At 63.1% G+C, this 18,283-nt stretch carries 15 protein-coding genes and 1 pseudogene; 8 read left to right on the top strand and 8 right to left on the bottom strand.

Annotation, left to right across the window (positions count from 1 at the left end):
• The first annotated feature begins 115 nt into the window (after positions 1-115).
• The gene (locus FHS82_RS06905) at positions 116-598 is read left to right on the top strand and encodes a hypothetical protein (protein WP_246225119.1); all 483 of its coding nucleotides are present in this window, start codon (positions 116-118) and stop codon (positions 596-598) included.
• A gap of 72 nt (positions 599-670) precedes the next feature.
• Here FHS82_RS06905 and FHS82_RS06900 read toward each other — a convergent pair whose 3' ends face one another.
• Positions 671-1,567, bottom strand: coding sequence for an AraC family transcriptional regulator (locus FHS82_RS06900; protein WP_166950177.1), 897 nt, complete (start codon positions 1,565-1,567; stop codon positions 671-673).
• Between the two features lie 148 nt (positions 1,568-1,715).
• Between FHS82_RS06900 and FHS82_RS06895 the strand changes: the two genes are divergently transcribed.
• The 3 genes from FHS82_RS06895 to FHS82_RS06885 all read left to right on the top strand — a co-directional run bounded on the left by FHS82_RS06895 (position 1,716) and on the right by FHS82_RS06885 (position 5,106).
• The gene (locus tag FHS82_RS06895; protein ID WP_166950175.1) at positions 1,716-2,441 is read left to right on the top strand and encodes an SDR family oxidoreductase; all 726 of its coding nucleotides are present in this window, start codon (positions 1,716-1,718) and stop codon (positions 2,439-2,441) included.
• A 415-nt stretch (positions 2,442-2,856) separates the two neighbouring features.
• Positions 2,857-3,876 carry a nucleotidyltransferase family protein gene (locus FHS82_RS06890; RefSeq protein WP_166950173.1) on the top strand — a complete coding sequence of 340 codons (1,020 nt, stop codon included), beginning with the start codon at positions 2,857-2,859 and terminating at the stop codon, positions 3,874-3,876.
• 144 nt (positions 3,877-4,020) lie between these two features.
• Entirely contained in the window at positions 4,021-5,106 is a 1,086-nt protein-coding gene (locus tag FHS82_RS06885) for a helix-turn-helix domain-containing protein (RefSeq protein ID WP_166950171.1), read from the top strand.
• Here FHS82_RS06885 and FHS82_RS06880 read toward each other — a convergent pair.
• Complete coding sequence (locus tag FHS82_RS06880; protein WP_166950169.1) at positions 5,069-6,088, bottom strand: alpha/beta hydrolase family protein; 1,020 nt, start codon at positions 6,086-6,088, stop codon at positions 5,069-5,071. The two genes, FHS82_RS06885 and FHS82_RS06880, sit on opposite strands and share 38 nt — an antisense overlap.
• A gap of 112 nt (positions 6,089-6,200) precedes the next feature.
• Here FHS82_RS06880 and FHS82_RS06875 point away from each other — a divergent pair.
• A pseudogene (locus FHS82_RS06875) lies at positions 6,201-6,383 on the top strand (IS3 family transposase); the annotation flags it as partial.
• A 12-nt stretch (positions 6,384-6,395) separates the two neighbouring features.
• Here the strand turns inward: FHS82_RS06875 and FHS82_RS06870 are convergent.
• Together FHS82_RS06870 and FHS82_RS06865 are read right to left on the bottom strand one after the other, a co-directional pair.
• A complete protein-coding gene (locus FHS82_RS06870) occupies positions 6,396-7,676 on the bottom strand; it encodes an MFS transporter (protein ID WP_166950167.1) in 1,281 nt (426 codons plus the stop codon).
• A 240-nt stretch (positions 7,677-7,916) separates the two neighbouring features.
• Positions 7,917-8,483 carry a TetR/AcrR family transcriptional regulator gene (locus tag FHS82_RS06865; RefSeq protein ID WP_166950165.1) on the bottom strand — a complete coding sequence of 189 codons (567 nt, stop codon included), beginning with the start codon at positions 8,481-8,483 and terminating at the stop codon, positions 7,917-7,919.
• A 727-nt stretch (positions 8,484-9,210) separates the two neighbouring features.
• Between FHS82_RS06865 and FHS82_RS06860 the strand changes: the two genes are divergently transcribed.
• Entirely contained in the window at positions 9,211-10,320 is a 1,110-nt protein-coding gene (locus tag FHS82_RS06860) for a YncE family protein (protein ID WP_208394114.1), read from the top strand.
• A gap of 82 nt (positions 10,321-10,402) precedes the next feature.
• On the opposite strand, the gene FHS82_RS06855 is transcribed toward FHS82_RS06860, so the two are convergent.
• Positions 10,403-11,041: a MarR family winged helix-turn-helix transcriptional regulator gene (locus tag FHS82_RS06855; RefSeq protein WP_166950163.1), complete on the bottom strand. Its 639-nt coding sequence runs from the start codon at positions 11,039-11,041 to the stop codon at positions 10,403-10,405.
• 36 nt (positions 11,042-11,077) lie between these two features.
• Between FHS82_RS06855 and FHS82_RS06850 the strand changes: the two genes are divergently transcribed.
• Both FHS82_RS06850 and FHS82_RS06845 read left to right on the top strand, forming a co-directional pair.
• A complete protein-coding gene (locus FHS82_RS06850; protein WP_166950161.1) occupies positions 11,078-11,311 on the top strand; it encodes a DUF2798 domain-containing protein in 234 nt (77 codons plus the stop codon).
• Positions 11,312-11,791: 480 nt separating this feature from the next.
• Entirely contained in the window at positions 11,792-12,745 is a 954-nt protein-coding gene (locus FHS82_RS06845; RefSeq protein ID WP_166950159.1) for a fascin domain-containing protein, read from the top strand.
• Between the two features lie 345 nt (positions 12,746-13,090).
• Here the strand turns inward: FHS82_RS06845 and FHS82_RS06840 are convergent, their stop codons facing one another.
• The 3 genes from FHS82_RS06840 to FHS82_RS06830 form a co-directional block, all read right to left on the bottom strand.
• Positions 13,091-13,648, bottom strand: a complete 558-nt coding sequence (locus FHS82_RS06840) for a TetR/AcrR family transcriptional regulator (protein WP_166950157.1) — start codon at positions 13,646-13,648, stop codon at positions 13,091-13,093.
• Between the two features lie 153 nt (positions 13,649-13,801).
• Positions 13,802-16,957, bottom strand: coding sequence for an efflux RND transporter permease subunit (locus tag FHS82_RS06835; protein WP_166950155.1), 3,156 nt, complete (start codon positions 16,955-16,957; stop codon positions 13,802-13,804).
• Complete coding sequence (locus tag FHS82_RS06830; RefSeq protein WP_166950153.1) at positions 16,957-18,144, bottom strand: efflux RND transporter periplasmic adaptor subunit; 1,188 nt, start codon at positions 18,142-18,144, stop codon at positions 16,957-16,959. The genes FHS82_RS06835 and FHS82_RS06830 overlap by 1 nt, the downstream gene beginning before the upstream one ends.
• Between the last annotated feature and the right edge of the window lie 139 nt (positions 18,145-18,283).

The following is an 18,283-nucleotide window of genomic DNA, read 5'->3' as shown; positions in this document are numbered from 1 at the left end:
ATCCTGATCGTTCATCTGGCTGAGCTCCAAAATGTAGCCTTGAATCACGATCTCCCGAAGTTGGGAATCCCCTTTGTTAATTCCTCACTACGACCTAGCATGGAAGTGGGTTGTAATGGCGTTGCATTCGGCGCTGCAGGGGGCGTGCGTATGCCATCTCACTACCACTGCGGCACCGGTGGGTGCTGTCACTGAGCGCAACGCCGGCGAATGGTTGACCTATTTTGAGGATTCGCGCACCGATTCGAATGCGAAACCGCCTAAGACCCATTTGATGGGGCTTCCGGACTTACTTAAAGCAGTGCGAAACCCATATTCGGCAAGGGATCGCAGCAATACTGTCGGTATTGCAATCAGCGAATCTGAGCTGAATTGGTTGCTTCGTTTTCACGAGGAGATCCGAAACCAATTTGCACATTTCGAGCCGATGGGCTGGTCGATCGACGTGTCAGGAATCCCCGAGATCGCGAAGCTGGTCGCGCGTATCATCGGGGATATTCTCCGAACGGGTTGGGCATTCCGCCATCAGGATAGTGCGCAGCGTGAAGCAATGCAGCGAAGTCTCCATGCCTTAGAAACGATTGAATGGCCCACCTAGCTAACAATCACAGCGCATCCACCGATGGCCGCTTCGGGATGGGGGCGCCAACCTGTCGGCTCGACACAAACCTCAGACCGCTCCGACGTAGTCTTGGGCGGTCTGGAGGCGGGCGATATCCTGGCGCGGCGGCGCGCCGAACAGGCGGCGATACTCGCGGCTGAATTGCGACGGGCTGTCATAGCCCACGGCGAAGCCGGCCGATCCGGCGCTCACGCCGCCTGCCAGCATCAGGCGCCGGGCCTCCTGCAGACGCAACTGCTTCTGATACTCCAGCGGAGTCATCCGCGTGATCGCCTTGAAATGCTGGTGAAGCGACGACGGGCTCATGCCTGCTGAAGCGGCTATCTCGTCGATCCGCAGCTGGGTCTGGAAACCCTTGCGGATCGTGGCGATGGCGCGGTTGACCTGGTTCAAATGGCTGTCGGCGGAGGCCATCTGGCGCAGCAGAGCCCCGTGCGGGCCGGTGAGCAACCGATAGAGGATCTCGCGCTCGATCAGCGGCGCCAGCACGGCGATGTCCTGGGGGCGATCTAGCAGCCCGACCAGCCGGCAGGCGGCGTCGATCAGGTCGGGATCGCCCGGATAGACCGCCAGAACCGGAAGATCGCGCCGAGGCGCCGTACCGCGTTCGTCGACCAGGAGGTCGGCAAGCGCCGCCAGGTCGAGATCGATCTTGCAGCACAGATACGGCATGTCCGGGCTTGCCTCGAGCACGTGGCCGACCAGCGGCAGGTCGACCGAGACGAGCAGATAGCGCGAGGCGTCGTAGACCACGCTTTGCTCGCCCAGCGATACGCACTTTGCGCCTTGGGCGATCAGACAAAGCGAGGCTTCGTAGACCGCCGGCACGGGTGCGCTCGGCTCGTTGGTTCGTATCAGCGACAGCCGCCGCATCGGGGTGCCGCACATGCCCGTCTCCGGAGCATGGCGCATGATGAGCTGTGCGAGTTTGGCGATCGTCCTCATCGGACATTAATCGGCCATTACCGATAAGGCCGCAAGCCTCATCCGTCATGGCTGGAGGATCGTGCAAGAAGTCCGGGCAATCGCGCTACCGCCATGCGCCCCGCCCGCGCCAGAATGATGACCGTCATCCCAAGCGAAAGGAACCACCATGACGGGAATCAGCGAGAAGACCGTGCTCATCACCGGCGCCTCCAGCGGCATAGGCGAGGCGACGGTGCGCGAACTGGCGGGCGCCGGGGCCAGACTGTTCATCGGCGCGCGCCGGGCGGAGCGGCTGAAGGCCCTCGCCGAAGAACTGGGCGAGCGCGTCGCATGGCGCGAGCTCGACGTCACCGACGCGGCGAGCTTCGAGGCGTTCGTCGACGCCGCCGAGGCGCGGTTCGGAGGCATCGACGTGCTGGTCAACAATGCCGGCGTGATGCCGCTGTCGCCGCTGGCTGCGCTCAAGCGGGACGAGTGGAAGCGGATGATCGACGTCAACATCCACGGCGTGCTCAACGGCATCGCCGCGGTGCTGCCGCGCTTCGTGGCGAAAGGAAACGGCCACGTGGTCAACGTCGCCTCCGTCGGTGCGCATCTCGTCCTGCCGACGGCCGCGGTCTATTGCGGAACGAAATATGCGGTGTGGGCAATCACCGAGGGGCTGCGGCAGGAGCATGAGAATATCCGCTCCACGATCATCTCACCAGGCGTGACCGCGACCGAACTCGGCGACGACATCAGCGATCCGCAGGTCGCCGCAGCGCTCAAGGACTGGCGGCAGAAGTCGCTCACCCCGGACGCGATTGCCCGCGCCATTCGCTATGCGCTTGAGCAGCCGGATGGCGTCGATGTGAACGAGATCATCGTGCGGCCTACCGCCGCTAACATGTAGGCCTGCGACGAAGTGATCATGCGGCTTTCGGGTGCGCCCATGGGTTCCCCGAAAGCCGCTATGGAGGTGCGTTGCTGTCGACGTGCAGCGGCCACTGACTTCTGCCACTCTCAAAAATTCGCAGTCGCGCGGGGATCGGCCGGTGGCCTCCTTTGCGGTCATCGATTCAGGAGGAACTTCGCTGGAACGCCTGTGATCGGAAGAGTGAGGGGACGACTTCTTATGAACGAGTAAACATTTCCCCGAACGGCCGTTCCGGCACATTTAAGGACGTCCCCCTGTCCGCATCGCCGATGATTGCCGCGAGACGTTCCAATTATGGCAGTGGCCGTGGGTATCAAAAAAATTATTGATGCACACTTGCGTTTGCGTGCAGCAAAGACATATTTGATGCACGCATGCGTAAGGAAATCCGATGGCCGTGGCCTCCCACTCCCGCGCCGCGCAGGTGGCTTATCAGGACCTGCTGCGGCTCCATCTCGATGAGACCGCTTCGGAGTTGATCGGCAGCGTCGAGGAACGGTCGCGCAACGGGCGCATCTATCTCTACGACAAGTTCCGGATTGGCACCGAGATGAAGAGCCGCTACCTGGGCGAAGGCACGCCAGAGTTGCGCGCCCGCCTCGCGCGCACCGCTGAATTGAAAGCCGGGTCCGAGGAGCGCCGGAAAACGATGGCGCGGCTCGCCCGCGTGCTGCGTGCCGAGGGGTTCATCGGCGTTGATCGCGATACCGGCTCGTTGCTGCTGGCATTTTCCCGCGCAGGGGTCTTTCGCTTGGGCGGGACGCTCGTGGGCACGGCGGCTTACGGCCTTTATCAAGGGGAGCTGGGCGTGCGCTTCGACTCGGAAGAGCTGGCGCAGACAGGCGATATGGATTTCGCCAGTTTCGAGCGGCTCTCCGTCGCTTTGGGGGACAAGGTCGAGGAAAATCCCGGGGAAATTCTGCAGGCTCTGAAGTTCGACCCGGTGCCGGGCATTCAGGATCGGCAGATCTGGAAATGGAGGCAGAACCATGGCGAGGCGATGGTCGAGTTCCTGACGCCCGCCTTCGGCGACGAGCGCGTCAAGCTCCTGCCTGCGCTGGGGGTTAGTGCGCAGGCCCTCAACTATCTGAACTTTCTGATTGCCGAGCCCATTCCGGCGATCGCGCTCTATCGTTCGGGCGTTCTGGTGCAAATTCCGCGGCCCGAGCGCTTTGCGATCCACAAGTTGATCATTGCTGATCGCCGCCATGGCGGCCAGGATCAGGCGAAAGCACGCAAAGACCGTGGCCAGGCCGCTTTCCTGATCTCGATCCTCGCCGAGGACCGGCCTGACGACCTGCGCGAGGCTTTCGAGGACGCGCTTTCACGCGGCCCGCGCTGGCGCGCACGCCTTGAGGCGAGTCTGGCGCGATTGCCAGTGACCGCTGAGATCCTCCACGGCCTCAGTTGAAGTGCCGTGCAACGATGCCTCTTGGTTGAACGGGTGACCAGTTTGGGGCCGATACCGACGAACATTTGGGTTGAGAGGGCGCGGCCCAGCCATATGATAGGGCTGGCCTTTGCGGAGTTTCGTAAACGGCGATAAGGGTATCGCATGATTTCGGTCCCGCTGCCTTTCGTGATTGCGCTGCTGCTGGCCTTCCTGCTCTGCCTTGTCTTGGCGCGGGCCGAAAGCGGCCGGCGGCCGGTCGTCATCTTTCTCTGCGCCTGCATTGCGCTGACGGTCATCGTCGGCCTGCGTTGGACGTTCGAGGCCAAGATCTTCCGCTTCCTGCAGCCCGTGATCGCGGCGCTGCTGCCGCCTGCGGCGTGGTTTTGCTTCTCGGGACTGCGCGGGATGGCGCGCGGCCGGAGCTGGCCTCATTTCCTGCCTGCCGTAGCTGTTCTCGCGCTCTCGGCGCTCTGGCCCCGGCTGCATCCGCCGATCGACGCGCTGCTCGCCATTCTGTTCTTCGGCTACGGCGCGCTGCTCCTGCGACGTGGTTTTGCCGGGCCGGACAGCCTTGCCGGCGCGCGGCTGAGCGAAGCGCCGCAAGCGGGCAAGGCGACCGTGCTTGCGGGCGCGCTGCTTCTGTTTTCAGGGTTTGTCGATCTGGCCATCGCGCTGGATTTCGGCCTTCGAGATGGCAGCCATGCGGCGCGCATCGTCGCCATGGGCAACATGACGATGCTGCCGCTGATCGCCTGGGCAATGGTGGTGATGACGCGCAGCGCGCCGGAAGCGGAACCCGCCTCTCAGGTCGTGGAGGTCGTTGCCAAGGAGGAAGCCTCCAGAGGGGATGATCCTGCCACCGATGATGACCGTGTCCTGGCCGAGGTCGACCGCCTCATGGCCGAACGCAAGCTCTATCGCGATCCGGATCTGACGCTGGACCGCCTCTCGCGCCGCCTGGGCATTCCGGCCCGGCAGGTTTCCGGTGCGATCAACCGCAAGCTCGGCCAGAACGTGTCGCAGGCCGTCAATGAATGGCGCATCCGCGAGGCGATGGACCTTCTCGCGCAGACCGACCGCCCGGTGACGGCGATCATGTTCGAGTGCGGTTTCCAGACAAAGTCGAACTTCAACCGGGAGTTCCTGCGCATCGCCGGCACCACGCCCAGCGCATGGCGCCGCGACGCCCGATCGAAGGCCGACGAGCCGCTCAGCGGGGCGGCAGGGATTGCGTCAGAAAGCGGATGATCGTCCCGGCGATCTCGCCGTGGATCGCCGCGCGGCCGCGTCCGCCGCCGTCGTGGCAGACGATCCCGTCGCCCGGGTCCTCCGCCTCGATCAACGCCGCGGCTCCCGGCTTGCACAGCTGCATGAAGCTGAAGTGCATCGCGTCCGGAATCATCACGAGGCGCGCGGTTTCGGGGGGCAGATGTTCGGCCAGCCAGCCGGATTCCAGCGCCGCAGGCAGGTCGCCGATATCGACACCCGCGCCGAACACGAGCGCCGGGAGCCTGACGCCCGCGAGGCTGTCCGGCGTGAAGCCGCGCGCAAGCCCGAGGTCCAGCGTGACGAAGACCTTGATGCGCGGATCGCGCATATCCCGACCGATGGCGGGATCGGTCAGCCCGAGTTCGTCCGAGAGACCGCAGGTGCGGGGGCTGGGGTGGTCTTCGCAATCCCGTGCAAACAGCATGGGATCGAACCGCGCCCCGGCGAGCGCGGCTACCGTCCAGCCGCCCAACGAATGACCGATGGCGGCGATCCGGTCCGGGTCGATTCGGCCGGCCAATGCGGGATCCCTCAGAACGGCATCGATGGTGCGGCTCAGATCGCGCGGACGCTCCCAGAGCGTTGCGGCTCGCGTCGGGTCACGGTCGAAGGTGGTCGTGCCGGGGTGATCCGGGGCGGCGACGGCATAGCCTTCTGCGACCAGTTCGCCCGCCAGCCAGTTGAGATTGCGCCAGCTGCCGCCATAGCCGTGGGACAGGACGACCAGAGGATGGCTCCTGTGATCCGGCGCGGCGTCGGTGACGGCCGGAACTCCGACGAACACCCTGTTCTCGCCAACGGGGCCGGACGGAGTCGTGTCGCGGGTCGGGTACCATAGGCTGACATTCAGCGGACGCGGGCCATCGGCATCGATGACAATCCGGCGGAATCCGATCTCGCCTGCTTGCGCGGCGGCTGCCAGAAGCAGGAGTGCACCAAGAGTGGAAAGAAATCTGAGCATTGCAGGTCTCGCTACGAAATGAACCCGCATGTCATGCGCCGGAATGGCGAGCGCCGAGACCTTGAACACGATTCAGGACCGGGCAAAACGCCGGAAGGGCAGCATGTTCCGTGACAACGCTCGGGCCGAAACGGTCAATGGGCTGTTCAAGGCCGAATTCATCCACCGTCGTGGTCCGTGGCGCAGTTTCGAGGCCGTGGAATATGCGATCCTTGAAAAGGTGGAGCGATTCAACAACCGTCGTCTGCTCGAACCCATCGTCGAACTGCCCCCTTCGACTGGACAGTCGACGTAATCGGAAAGGTGATTATGGCTCCTTCGAAGAGTGCCTCTTGTCTGCATCGCGGATTACCGGCGACAGGAAGCCGAACAGTGCCACCGAGCCGCCGGCGACACCGAGCACGACGAAGAGCCAACGGACGCCGATCGCCTCGCCGACCGGGGTGGTGATAGCGAGACCCATCGGCGCGGCAAGTCCCATCAGCATCGCCATCAGCGACAGCACCCGGCCCTGCAGATGGTTCGGCACCGTCGTCTGCAGGATTATTGTCAGCGGCGCGTTGCCCATGATGAAGGTGAGAGAGCTCAAGCCCCACCAAACGACCGCCAGCCAGAATATATGGCCCGGCGTAAGCGCCCCCAACGCCATGGTGAAGCAGGAAGCGGCGAATCCGAGCAGCACCCAGAGGATAAGCCGCTTCGGGGCGAGGACGGCGACCACCGCGCCGCCCGCGATCATGCCCAGCCCGGAAAGGCTCTCGATGATCGCGACCTCCGTCGACCCGCCGCCAAAGTGCTCCTTCACCAGTAGCGGGACCAAGGTGAACGATGGCATGATCACCACGATCACCGCCGTCATCAACGCATAGAGCCGCCGCAGGAACGGATCGTCCCACACGGTCAATACGCCTTCGCGGAACTCCCGCCAGATCCCCGAGCGTTCCTGCGAGGGTTGTCTTTGCTGCGGGATCGCAAAGATCGTCAGCGGGACGATGCCGAGAACGGCGGTTGCCACGTCGATGCCGAGTGCCCAACCCATCGGCATGAGGCTGATTGCCAGCGCACCAAGCGGCGCAGCGGCGATCGTCATGATCCCCATCAGGCTCTGGTTGAGCCCGGCCGCGCGCGGCAGGAAGCTCGCCGGCACCAGCATCGCGGTGCTCGCTGCCGCCGCCGGCTGCTGGAATGCCTGCATCGCGCTACGCACGAACATCATGGTGAAGACGTGCCAGAGTTCGACGCTCTCCGTCAGGAACAAGGCGATCAGCACGACCATGCAGAGCGCGCTGACCAGATCGGCCACGATCATGATGAGGCGGCGGCTGTAGCGATCGGCGAAGGTGCCGCCGAACGGGCCGAGCAACGCCTGCGGCAGTAGCGCCACAAGGCCAGCCGTCGCCAGTGCGGACACGCTTCCCGTCGTGTCGGTGATCCACCACAGAAGCACGAACTGGGTGAGCGCCGAGCCGATCAGTGACAGCGCCTGACCGACGAAGATAGACCAGAAGCGAACCTGCCAGCCAAGACCCGGATCGATCGCGGGCGCGTCGGTAGCGGCAGGTGCAGTTTGGGGAATTGGCAAGTCCATACGCACGAACTCCTGCCGCGTAGGCAATCTGCGTTTCAGCATCAGCTCATTGAGGAAGGTTCCGAACGGAACCAGCGACGCGGGAATGGTTCGGGTCTCCCGCCTCGGTATAAAGCCCCTGCCCCGGAGGCCGGGAACACGCAGGACAACGGCCACAGGCGATCGTGACGACGTCCATGCCATGGAACTGAAAGGCATCGACCGCCGCAGGTGGTTCATGAGGGTCTTGGCTGGCATCCGTCATGTGGGGCGGTCCTTCTCGATGGAGGGATGGTCATGATCCGTCGTTGCCACGATGCGGCGGCAGATGCGTTCCTTGAGCTTTTCCGGGAGGGGGCGCGCCGACAGCGCTTCATGAATCCAGAGGCCATCCGCCGCGATGCGAGCGATGAAACGCGACAAGGCGGCCGCGTCGTCCGGCTCGGGAACCGGCGGTGCCCAGCGGTCGATTACCTCCTGCCAGATGCTCCCGAAGCCCGGCTCGCCGGCGCTTTCCAACATCAGGAGAAGCTCGGCCCGATTGGCGGCTTTCGCGCAGGTCTGCACATAGGCGGCAAGGCGCTCATCCGGCGTGGCGGACTCCGCATCCTTGCCGGCCACGTTTGCCATCTCCTTCTCCCAGCGCTCGGCGAGATGCTTGTGGGTCGCAAGGATCAACTCTTCGCGCGAGGGAAAATGGTAGAGCAGTCCCCCGCGCGTCAGCCTGGTCTCCGCGGCTACGGCATCGAAGGTGACGGCGGTAACGCCGTCACGCTGGATGATGTCGAAGACCGCGTCGAGGATGCGCTCGCGCTTGCTGGTTCTCATGAGGATGCTCCCTGTCAATGCGAGCGATAGGCCGAGGATTGCGAACCGGAGCGGTCATTGCGAAGCAGTGCTGCGGCTGCGGCCGCGCCCACGGCCAGAAATGCCCGCGCCGCGATCCGCGCGGGGCGATGCCGAACAGCGCCAGTCCGGCGAGGAGCATCCGTCGGCGGCGACGGTCGCAGGCAGCATCCACCTGTTCGAATGAGAAATGATCATGGGTAGCGAATCCGTTGAAAGCAGCCATAACTATACAATCTAGAATGTATAGTTTCAAGATCGGCATGTGGGTCGAACGCAAAAATCATCTGCTGTCCGACCGACTGTTCGCGGGTCCGGCGCCGGCGTGATCGGGATACGGTCCGTTACTGCGTCATGAAACTTTTTAGTATCAATTCATGTTGATATAGATCATATAAATTTATAGTATCTCATTTGAGTGTGAAAAGGGATCGAACGCTTCCGTCATGAAGACAGGAAGCTGGCGCCAGGCGTTGTCTGGAAAGGCCGAAGACGGGTGATGAACGATCAGCCGCAGTGCCTGCCACGACATGCGCCACGGGATACGAAGCTAGTGATCTACCCCCCCGAACCTGAACTGCTCCAACGGGCGTTTCACGAATACGTCGAGCCTCCCGCTCTCCGCCGTCGCGGTGCTGGCGCGCGGGAACACTGGCAACCGGGCTCCCCCTTTCAGGCTTTTCAACCGCTGTTCAACGAGGAGAATACGATGACGTCGCACATGGCCGCCCTGGCGAAGAACCTGATACTACTGATGCTCGCGGGGCTATCCTTGGGCATTGTTGCATCTGCAGCTGACGTGGCAGCCGCGTCCACGGGGCCGCGCATCGAGACTTCAGCGAGGGTGGCGCCGGGAGAGCCGTACGAGATCGTCTTCAACCCGGCCGACAGCGACCTGTATGTAGCGGCCTACGGACATCGGCCGAGCGGGCGCGAAGCCCGCGTGGTGCGCCTCGACGGGAAGACGTTGCAGCCCAAGGCGGAACTCGACGTCGGCGGTTATCCCGTCTTCGGGCTCGGCATCAACACGCGGACGCAGACCCTCTACGGCACCAACACGCGCGGCGGCGGGCTGGTGCAGGCGTTCGACCTGCGCACCGGCAAACTCGCCGCCACGATCCGCCGCGACGGCGAGGAGGCGCATGTGCGCGCCGTTGTCGTCGATGAGGAGGCCAACAAGATCTACGTCTCCGTCGTCGGCTTCACGCGCGACGGCACGACCACGCCGAGCCAGATCTGGGTCATCGACGGCGCCACCAACACCATAGAGCGCATCATCGACGTCGATACGAAGACCCTGACGGGACTGGCCCTCGATGCCGCCGGCAACCGCATCTTCGCCACCGGGCTCGAAGCCGACGAGGTCGTCGCCGTCGACCTGCGGAGCGGACAGGTGACCGCGCGCTGGCCGACCGGCAGCGAATGGCCCACCAACATCGCTTTCGACAGGGACGGCCAGCGCCTGTTCGTCACCGGCCAGAAGACGGGCGACCTTGCCGTCCTCGATGCCCGGACCGGCGCGATCCTGACCAGGATTCCGACCGGCGAAAGCGCGCTCGCCGTCGCGTTCAACCCGGCGGTCCGGCAGATTTACGTCACCAACAGGAAAGCCGGTACGGTGACGGTTATCGACAGCACGGACTACAAGGTGCTCGCCAACCTGAAGACGGGAAGCTTTCCGCAATCCATCGCCATCGACCATGCCGCCGGCCGCGTCTTCGTCACCAACAAGCCCCACGGTCTGCCCCGCGACGCTTCCGAGGATGCGCCGACCCCCTACGACCCTGACGGCGACACCGTCACCGTGATCCGCCCGTAGCAGGGCCGCATCCGTCATAGCCGCCCGGCCAGTTCCTGCCGGGCGGCGATTGCGGGAAAATCCGCGTGAGGGGCGACAACGACTACTGTGCGCCGGAGGACGTATCGCAAATCTGCCAGAGCAAGGCCCTGAATCTCTCCTGTTCGGCTTCCGGAACATTCGCCAGTCGTCTGCTGACGATCTCGTCGCGTCGGGTCCTGATCAATTCGCACGCATTTCTGCCGCTGTCGGTCAACTGCGGAATGCGGACCCGGCGATCCGACGCCGAGAATGATCGAACCACGAAGCCGTCCCGTTCGAGCCGGTCGAGAATGGCCATCAGCGTGGTCTTGTCAATGCCGACAGCCCGGGCCAGTTCCAGCTGCGTTTGCGGTGCTCTGTCCACGATGAAGGAAAGAACGAGCCAATGGCGATGATCGGGGATTCCGACTGCCTCCGCCATGATGCGGATTTCGGCTCCGATGCTCTCGGAAGCGCGCAGCAGAAGCCACCCGAGATCGACGGTCTCGGAAGCTGGAGGAGTCGCCGACGGTGCTTTCAAACGCTGTATCACCCCAAACCCATAGCGGTTGAAACTATCCGGATCAAGATCATCTTGACTCGGCCGATCCTGACCCGTACCTTCCCCGCGACCAAGGGACTCTTCGCCGGCCGGATCGGGACGGCGGAGTGGTGTCGGTTCGGCACAGCCTTCAATTCGACGCCCGGGCAGGCCTGCCATCGGGGCGAGCCGCCCATGTGAACCGAAGGCACCACGATGACAACCCAGAAAAAAATGCAGATCATCACAGGGGCGCTGATGACGACAGCGATGGCCTGTGCTCTTTCCGGTTTCTTCTCGATGCTCAACGTGGGATTTTCGGCCGAATTGCCCCTCGTCTGGCTGAAGAGCTTCGTGATGGGATGGCCGGTCGGTTTCGTGGTTTCGGCTCTCGTCGGCAGGCCGATACAGCATCTGGCTTCGCGTCTGGCAGGCTATTCGCTCAACTAGACCCAACATTCGTGTTACCAACCGCTGCCCATGGATTGATTTATAGGGTCGTGCCATGTCAACGACGACAATAATATACGATGACGACGAAATACGTGTTGTTTGGTCCCCTCGAGGTTCGCAGACCGTTTTAATAACGTTTGGTGATCTGGTTAGCCCAGTCAGAGATCACCGGTTTTTTGCGGATGCTCCCCTGAGAAAATTGGGAATCTCTTCTATTGGTGTTATGGCGAAATACGGAAATTGGTATCCACAGGAAAGTATTAACAAGGCCTCCAAATGCATATTGGAAAAAATTGAGGGTTACGGGAAACGCATGATGTATGGCGGATCTATGGGGGATATGCCGCGATCAAATTCTCACGCCTTTTCGGCGCAACGCATGTCATTGCATTGTGCCCACAATGGTCAATTGACCCCGACGAATGCCAAGGGATAGACCCTGGGTGGGGAAACTATGTTACCCCACCCATGAGAGGCATGGGAATTCGGCCGCGGGATGTGACCGGTGAGGTCTTTTTATTTGCCGATGCTTTCAATATTCGGGACATGTTTCATTGCCGGATGATCATCGAGAACTACCCAAACGGACATTTTATCAACGTGCCGCTGGTGGAGCACCACGTCACCACCGTTTTCGCCGGAACAGTAAATCTGCAAGAACTTTTAGATGCCTGTGTTGTCGGTGATGTGACCACCCTACGCAAAATAAGTCGTCGAACGCGCAGGAGCCATCCGATCTGGAAAGACCGATGGTTGAAGCACGCGATGCGAAAGCTGCCTCGCCTTGGGATTGACTTTCTGCTTGATCCCAACAATCGCGACCAACTCCGAAAGAACTGGCGCTACTTCCCGTTTGTGCTCACCCACCTCGCCAGAACGGTCAGCGCAGGACAGGCCACCGCCTTCTATGATGGCTTCTGGCCGTTGTTGCCAGGACCGATCGAGCAACAGCTTGTCTGCGCTTATCTTGTAAACGTTGTCGGGCGGGGGCGAGTCGGTATCGCCACAACGCATACGTCTTGGCTAATGTATGATCTGTCCAAAAACAGGGTCATTCATAAAGTCACGCCAGTCGATCTGTGGGATATCCCAGTTGAGGCCGAATTCCGCAGCTCCACAGCTACGCTATTCGTGATGGTCGGAGGAACAAAGTTTCATCTATCGATGGCTGACAATGGATGGCTTGATGTCGCCGATGGCAAAGGGCGAACGCAGGAGCGCTTTCTGTTCGAGATCAGGCAGGAGAGAAACGGCCAATTCACCATCAGCCAAGGTGGAAAATACCTGTCTGCTGAACGCCCCGAAGTCGTCATCTGTAACCGCAATAGTGCCAAAGATTGGGAAATGTTTCGCTTCGGTTCGCTTGCTGCTGATCTGCGAGAGAGAGATGTGAGCTTTCAGGAGGTTGTCCATTCGGACCGCCGGCGATAGTCGCAGTGCCGTAATCCACCAGCGCCTCATTTGGAAATGGGCCGACGAGCACTTCTTCAGGCCATGTTCGCTGGCGAAACAGATCGGGGTAAGCGTTTGCTTCGGGACTTCATCAGCATCAATTCTGTCCGTTTGCAGGAGAAACTCGATAAGTTCCGCACGCGAGGGATCGTCGTCGGCACGCAGCTTGCGCAGGCCCTCCCGCCCGGCTTCCAGCTTCTCGTACGAACTCAGCCGCGGGAGGCAACGAGAATGCTCATGCCACTATGAGGCAGCTTGTTGATTTCATGCGGTTTATTCACGTAATCTGGCATCTATCTTGCCTGAAAATGCTATGAACATCTGTCAGCCCGGCTCACGAAACGACATGAAGATTGTCCGTATGTCTTCGAGAATGCGAAGCCGCTCCGCTGCATCCCAGCGGTTGAAATCGAAGTGTTCGATACAATAAAAGCCCGTCAGGGCGAGGTAGGCCATCAGCGCGGCGCGCGGGCGGCTGCCGCTTTCCATCGCCTCCAGGTCTTCCATGGTCCACTCCCGCATCAGGTTCTGCAGCTTCTCCTCGCTCGACAGGGAGGCGCTGATGGCCAGCATGATGGCGCGGTCTTCGTGGCGAGGGAACTCCGCGGCCGCAGCGATCCGGCCGAAAAGCTCCGGATGCGGCGTGTCCCGGCTGACCTCGACGATCTCGCGCGTGCGCAGCTTCTCCGCCTTCAATCGGCGGTCGATCAGCGCCTCAAGGAGCGCTCTCTTGGACTTGTGGGTGTATACGACCCGCGCCTTGCTGATGCCTGCTTCCCGGGCGACGGCATCGATCGACAGGCCGGCCGCGCCCAGCCGCACGATGACCCGCTCCGCCGCATCGAGCACGTCATCCTCTTCGATTTTCCTGCTTCGAGCCAACCTGGCACCCTCCGAGACGATCAAGCTCCATGACGTCTATCGCATTCACCCGGACATGACGACAAGGCCCCGCCGGCAACCTTTCCGGACGGGAGCGAATGGAATGTTCGCCCCCCACCCGGGGGTGGGGCGGGTGGGGGGCCCTCCGCTCACTCAGACCGAGTGGGGAAGCGATGCGGACTGCGGGGGCAAGCTTTCCGCATCGGAATCGAGCTTCTTCGGCCTGGTGCGGAACAGCTTCAGCACGAACACGAAAAAGGCGGGGACGAAGAAGACCGCCAGGACCGTGGCCGAGATCATGCCGCCGAGCACACCGGTGCCGATGGCGTTCTGGCTCGCCGCGCTCGGGCCGGTGGCGATGGCGAGCGGCACCACGCCGAGCGTGAAGGCGAGCGACGTCATGACGATCGGACGGAAGCGTACACGGGCAGCGTCGACGGCCGAGTCGACGAGCGATCTGCCCTCGGCATAGTAGTCCTTGGCGAACTCCACGATCAGGATCGCGTTCTTGGCCGACAGGCCGATGATGGCGATGAGGCCGACCTTGAAGTAGATGTCGTTCGGCATCCCGCGCATCACGACGGCGAGAACGCAGCCGATAACCCCGAGCGGCACGACCAGCATGACCGACAGCGGGATGGACCAGCTTTCGTAGAGCCCCGCCAGCAGCAGGAAGACGAACAGGATGCTGAGGCCGAAGAGCATCGGCGCCTGGTTGCCGGAGGTGATCTCCTCCAGCGACTGGCCCGTCCATTCGAAGCCGAAACCTTCCGGCAGCGCGGCCGCGAGGCGCTCCATTTCGGCGATGGCGGCGCCGGAGGAGACGCCGGCAGCCGGCTCGCCGGTGATGCGCACGGTCGGATAGCCGTTGTAGCCGACGATCTGCGCCGCGCCCTTGCGCCATTCGCCGATGGCGAAGGACGACAGCGGCACCATCCCCCCATGCACATTGCGGACGTTGAGCTTCAGCAGGTCCTCCGCCTGCAGGCGGTCCTTGTCCTGCGCCTGCACGATCACGCGCTGCATGCGGCCCGTGTTCGGAAAGTCGTTGATGTACGACGAGCCGAGGTTGGCGGTGATGGTGTCGTTGATGTCGGCGAAGGTCACGCCGAAGGTGTTGGCCTTCTCGCGGTCGATGACGAGCATGAGCTGCGCCGCATCCGGCATGCCCTCCGGCCTGACGCCGACGATAAGGCCCGACTGCGTGGCCTTGGCCATCAGTTCCCCGGCGGCAGCGTTGAGTGCGGCCTGCCCCTTGCCGCCGCGGTCCTGCAGGCGGAAGGTGAAGCCATTCGATGTGCCGAAGCCCTCGATCGGCGGCGGGGACAGGGCGAAGCTTGTCGCATCCTTCAGCCCGAAGAGCTGCATGTTGGCCCGGTCGGCGATCTCCTGGACGCTGCTGCCCTCGCCGCGTTCGGCCCAGTCCTTGAGGGTGACGAACACGAGCGCCGCGTTGGGCCCGGTGCCGGAAAAGCTGAAGCCCTGGATGGCGACGACGTTCTCGACCGCAGGCTCCGCCGCGAAGATTTTTTCGATCTGCTCCAGCGAGGCGAGCGTGCGGTTGCGGCTCGCCTCCGGCGGCCCCTGCACGTCGACGATCAGGAAGCCCTGATCCTCGTTCGGCACGAAGCCGCCCGGCAGCTTGACGAACAGGTAGCCGAGTCCGACGACGAGCGCGAGATAGACCACCATCATCCGCCCGGCGCGGCGCGCCATGCCGGTGATGATGCCGGAATAGCCGCGCGTGAGCCTGTCGAACTTGCGGTTGAACCAGCCGCCGAGGCCGCCTTTCTCGTGATGTCCGTGGGCGATCGGCTTCAGGAAGGTGGCGCAGAGCGCCGGCGTCAGCGACAGTGCCAGGAAGGCCGAGAACAGGATCGAAACGACCATGGTCAGGCTGAACTGGCGATAGATGATGCCCGTCGACCCGGGAAAGAAGGCCATCGGCATGAACACGCAGGACAGGACCAGCGTGATGCCGAGAATGGCGCCGGTGATCTGGCTCATGGCCTTCAGCGTCGCCGCCCTCGGCGACAGCCCCTCCTCCGCCATGATGCGCTCGACGTTCTCGACGACAACGATCGCATCGTCGACGAGGATGCCGATGGCCAGCACCATGGCGAACATCGTCAACACGTTGATGGAGAAGCCCGTCGCCAGCATGACGGCGCAGGTGCCGAGCAGCGCCACGGGCACGACGAGCGTCGGAATGATGGTGTAGCGGAAGTTCTGCAGGAACACGAACATCACGACGAAGACGAGTGCCACGGCCTCAAGAAGCGTATGGATGACCTTCTCGATCGAGGCCGTGACGAACGGGCTGGTGTCGTAGGGAATGGAATACGCGATGCCGGCGGGGAAGAAGCGCGACAGCTCCGCCATCTTGGCCTTTACGGCGTTTGCGGTGGCGACGGCGTTGCCGGTCGACGAAAGCTGGATGGCGGCCGCCGCTGAGGGCTTGCCGTTCAGTCGGCTGGAAAAGTTGTAGACTTCCGCGCCGATGTCGATCCGCGCCACATCCCGCAAGCGGACGGTGGAGCCGTCCGGGTTGGCGCGCAGGATGATGGCGGAGAACTCTTCGGGATCGGTCAGCTGACCCTCGACGAGAACGGTCGCGGTCAGATCCTGGCTGACGGGATTGGGCGCCGCCCCGATCTGGCCGGCGGCGACCTGCGCATTCTGCGCGGCGATCGCGGCGCCGATATCGGCCGTCGTGATGTTGTAGCCGACCATCTTGTCGGGATCGATCCAGATGCGCATGGCGCGTTGCGCGGCGAAGAGCTGCGCGCGGCCGACACCGTCAATGCGCCGCAGTTCGCCGAGCACGTTGCGCGTCAGGTAGTCGCCGAGGCCGACATCGTCCAGCCTGCCGTCCGTCGAGCTGAGCGAGACGAGCATCAGGAAGCCGGCGCCCGCTTCCTCGACATTGATGCCCTGCGATTTCACGGTCTGCGGCAAGCGCGGCTCGACGCGGCGAATGGCGTTCTGGACATCGACCGAAGCCTGATCGATGTCGGTCCCTGCCTTGAAGGTCGCAGTGATGCTGATGGAGCCTGTCGCATCGGACGTGGATTCGAAGTACATCAGACCGTCGACGCCGTTCAGCTCCTCCTCGATCTGGCGGGTCACGCCCTGATAGATCTCCTGCGGCGACGCCCCGGGATAGCTCGTCGAGATGGTGAGCTGCGGCGGCGCGACCTTGGGATACTGCGCCACCGGGAGCAGCGGCAGCGCGATGACCCCGGCGAGAGAGATGAAGATCGCGAAAACCCAGGCCAGGATCGGCCGATAGATGAAGAACCTCGCCATCACTGCACCTGCCCGCCGGAAGCGGTGGCCGCGTCCGTCTTGACGTGTTGCGCTTCGGGCGACACCTTGCCGCCCGGCTGCGCCTTCTGTACGCCGTCCACAATCACCCGCTCGCCGCTCTTCAGGCCGTGCTCCACGATCCATTCATTGCCGACGGAGAGGCCCAGCTCGACGTCCCGGACCTGCGCGGTGGCGTCGTCCGTCACCACGTAGACTTGTGCCTTTCCGTCCGGGGTGCGGATCACGGCGCGCTGGGGGATGACGATCGCGTCCTGCCGCACCGCCTGTTCGGCGCGGACACGGACATAGAGACCCGGAAGCAGATCGCCCTTCGGGTTCGGAAATTCGGCGCGCAGCGTCACCTGGCCGGTGGTCGTGTCCACACTCGCGCTGGAGAAGAGCAGCCGGCCCGGCTGCGCATAGACCCTGCCGTCGTCGAACACGAGTTCGACGCGGGCCTGCGCCGGCGCGGGGCTGTCGAGTTTGCCCTCGTCCACAGCGCGCTTGAGCGCCAGCAGTTGCGAGGAGGATTGCGTGAAATCGGCGTAGACCGGATCAATCTGCTGGATCAGCGCGAGGTTCTGCGTGCCGTCCGCCGTCACCAGCGCGCCCTCGGTGACGAGCGCCCCACCGATGATGCCGGTGATCGGCGCCTTCACGTCGGTATAGCCGAGGTTGATGCGCGCCTCGTCGAGCGCCGCCTGGGCAAGCGCCACATCGGCATCGGCCTGGGCGAGCGTGACCGCCGCTGCGTCGTACTGCACGCCGCTCGTCGCCTCGCGGTCCCGGAGCGTCTTCTGCCGCTCCAGCTGCTGGCGGGCGTGCAACTGCCCCGCCCTCGCCTTCTGCAACATCGCCTCGGCGCTGGCGACCCGTGCCTGGAACAGTTTCGGATCGATATGGTAGAGGATATCCCCTTCGCGGACGAGCGTTCCCTGCTCGAACACACGATCCTGCAAGATGCCCGAGACGCGCGCCCGCACTTCCGAAACGCGCGTCGCGGCGATGCGGCCGGGCAGTTCGCTGACTACCGGAACGGCGCGCGTCTGCAAGGTCAGGACGCCGACGGCGGGAGGCGGCATACCGCCCTCCGCCTGCGCAAGCGCCGAAGATACCGGAATCAGCCCGATCGACGCCGCGAGGAACACTATCCCGGCACGCGCCCGGATTCTCTGTCTGCTATTCATGAAGTTACGCCTCAAAACTATTTTTGTCCGGTCAGTCGGGCCGGGGTCGTTCCGGAGCGCCACTTCAGCGCCGGAAATGATACGAAGACCATCTGGATTTCATCGGGAATGCGCAGCCGCTTCGTCCGATCCCGGCGAT

Source organism: Pseudochelatococcus lubricantis, assembly GCF_011762225.1.
Lineage (GTDB): Bacteria > Pseudomonadota > Alphaproteobacteria > Rhizobiales > Beijerinckiaceae > Pseudochelatococcus > Pseudochelatococcus lubricantis.
This window is presented reverse-complemented; position numbering and strand designations above follow the sequence as displayed.

What these genes read in the sequence shown, in the direction of transcription:
- FHS82_RS06905 (WP_246225119.1), top strand. Translation starts at nt 116, where the DNA reads ATGGCGTTGCATTCGGCGCTGCAGGGGGCGTGCGTATGCCATCTCACT.
- FHS82_RS06900 (WP_166950177.1), bottom strand. Translation starts at nt 1,567, where the DNA reads ATGAGGACGATCGCCAAACTCGCACAGCTCATCATGCGCCATGCTCCG.
- FHS82_RS06895 (WP_166950175.1), top strand. Translation starts at nt 1,716, where the DNA reads ATGACGGGAATCAGCGAGAAGACCGTGCTCATCACCGGCGCCTCCAGC.
- FHS82_RS06890 (WP_166950173.1), top strand. Translation starts at nt 2,857, where the DNA reads ATGGCCGTGGCCTCCCACTCCCGCGCCGCGCAGGTGGCTTATCAGGAC.
- FHS82_RS06885 (WP_166950171.1), top strand. Translation starts at nt 4,021, where the DNA reads ATGATTTCGGTCCCGCTGCCTTTCGTGATTGCGCTGCTGCTGGCCTTC.
- FHS82_RS06880 (WP_166950169.1), bottom strand. Translation starts at nt 6,088, where the DNA reads ATGCTCAGATTTCTTTCCACTCTTGGTGCACTCCTGCTTCTGGCAGCC.
- FHS82_RS06870 (WP_166950167.1), bottom strand. Translation starts at nt 7,676, where the DNA reads ATGGACTTGCCAATTCCCCAAACTGCACCTGCCGCTACCGACGCGCCC.
- FHS82_RS06865 (WP_166950165.1), bottom strand. Translation starts at nt 8,483, where the DNA reads ATGAGAACCAGCAAGCGCGAGCGCATCCTCGACGCGGTCTTCGACATC.
- FHS82_RS06860 (WP_208394114.1), top strand. Translation starts at nt 9,211, where the DNA reads ATGACGTCGCACATGGCCGCCCTGGCGAAGAACCTGATACTACTGATG.
- FHS82_RS06855 (WP_166950163.1), bottom strand. Translation starts at nt 11,041, where the DNA reads ATGGCAGGCCTGCCCGGGCGTCGAATTGAAGGCTGTGCCGAACCGACA.
- FHS82_RS06850 (WP_166950161.1), top strand. Translation starts at nt 11,078, where the DNA reads ATGACAACCCAGAAAAAAATGCAGATCATCACAGGGGCGCTGATGACG.
- FHS82_RS06845 (WP_166950159.1), top strand. Translation starts at nt 11,792, where the DNA reads ATGGGAATTCGGCCGCGGGATGTGACCGGTGAGGTCTTTTTATTTGCC.
- FHS82_RS06835 (WP_166950155.1), bottom strand. Translation starts at nt 16,957, where the DNA reads ATGGCGAGGTTCTTCATCTATCGGCCGATCCTGGCCTGGGTTTTCGCG.
- FHS82_RS06830 (WP_166950153.1), bottom strand. Translation starts at nt 18,144, where the DNA reads ATGAATAGCAGACAGAGAATCCGGGCGCGTGCCGGGATAGTGTTCCTC.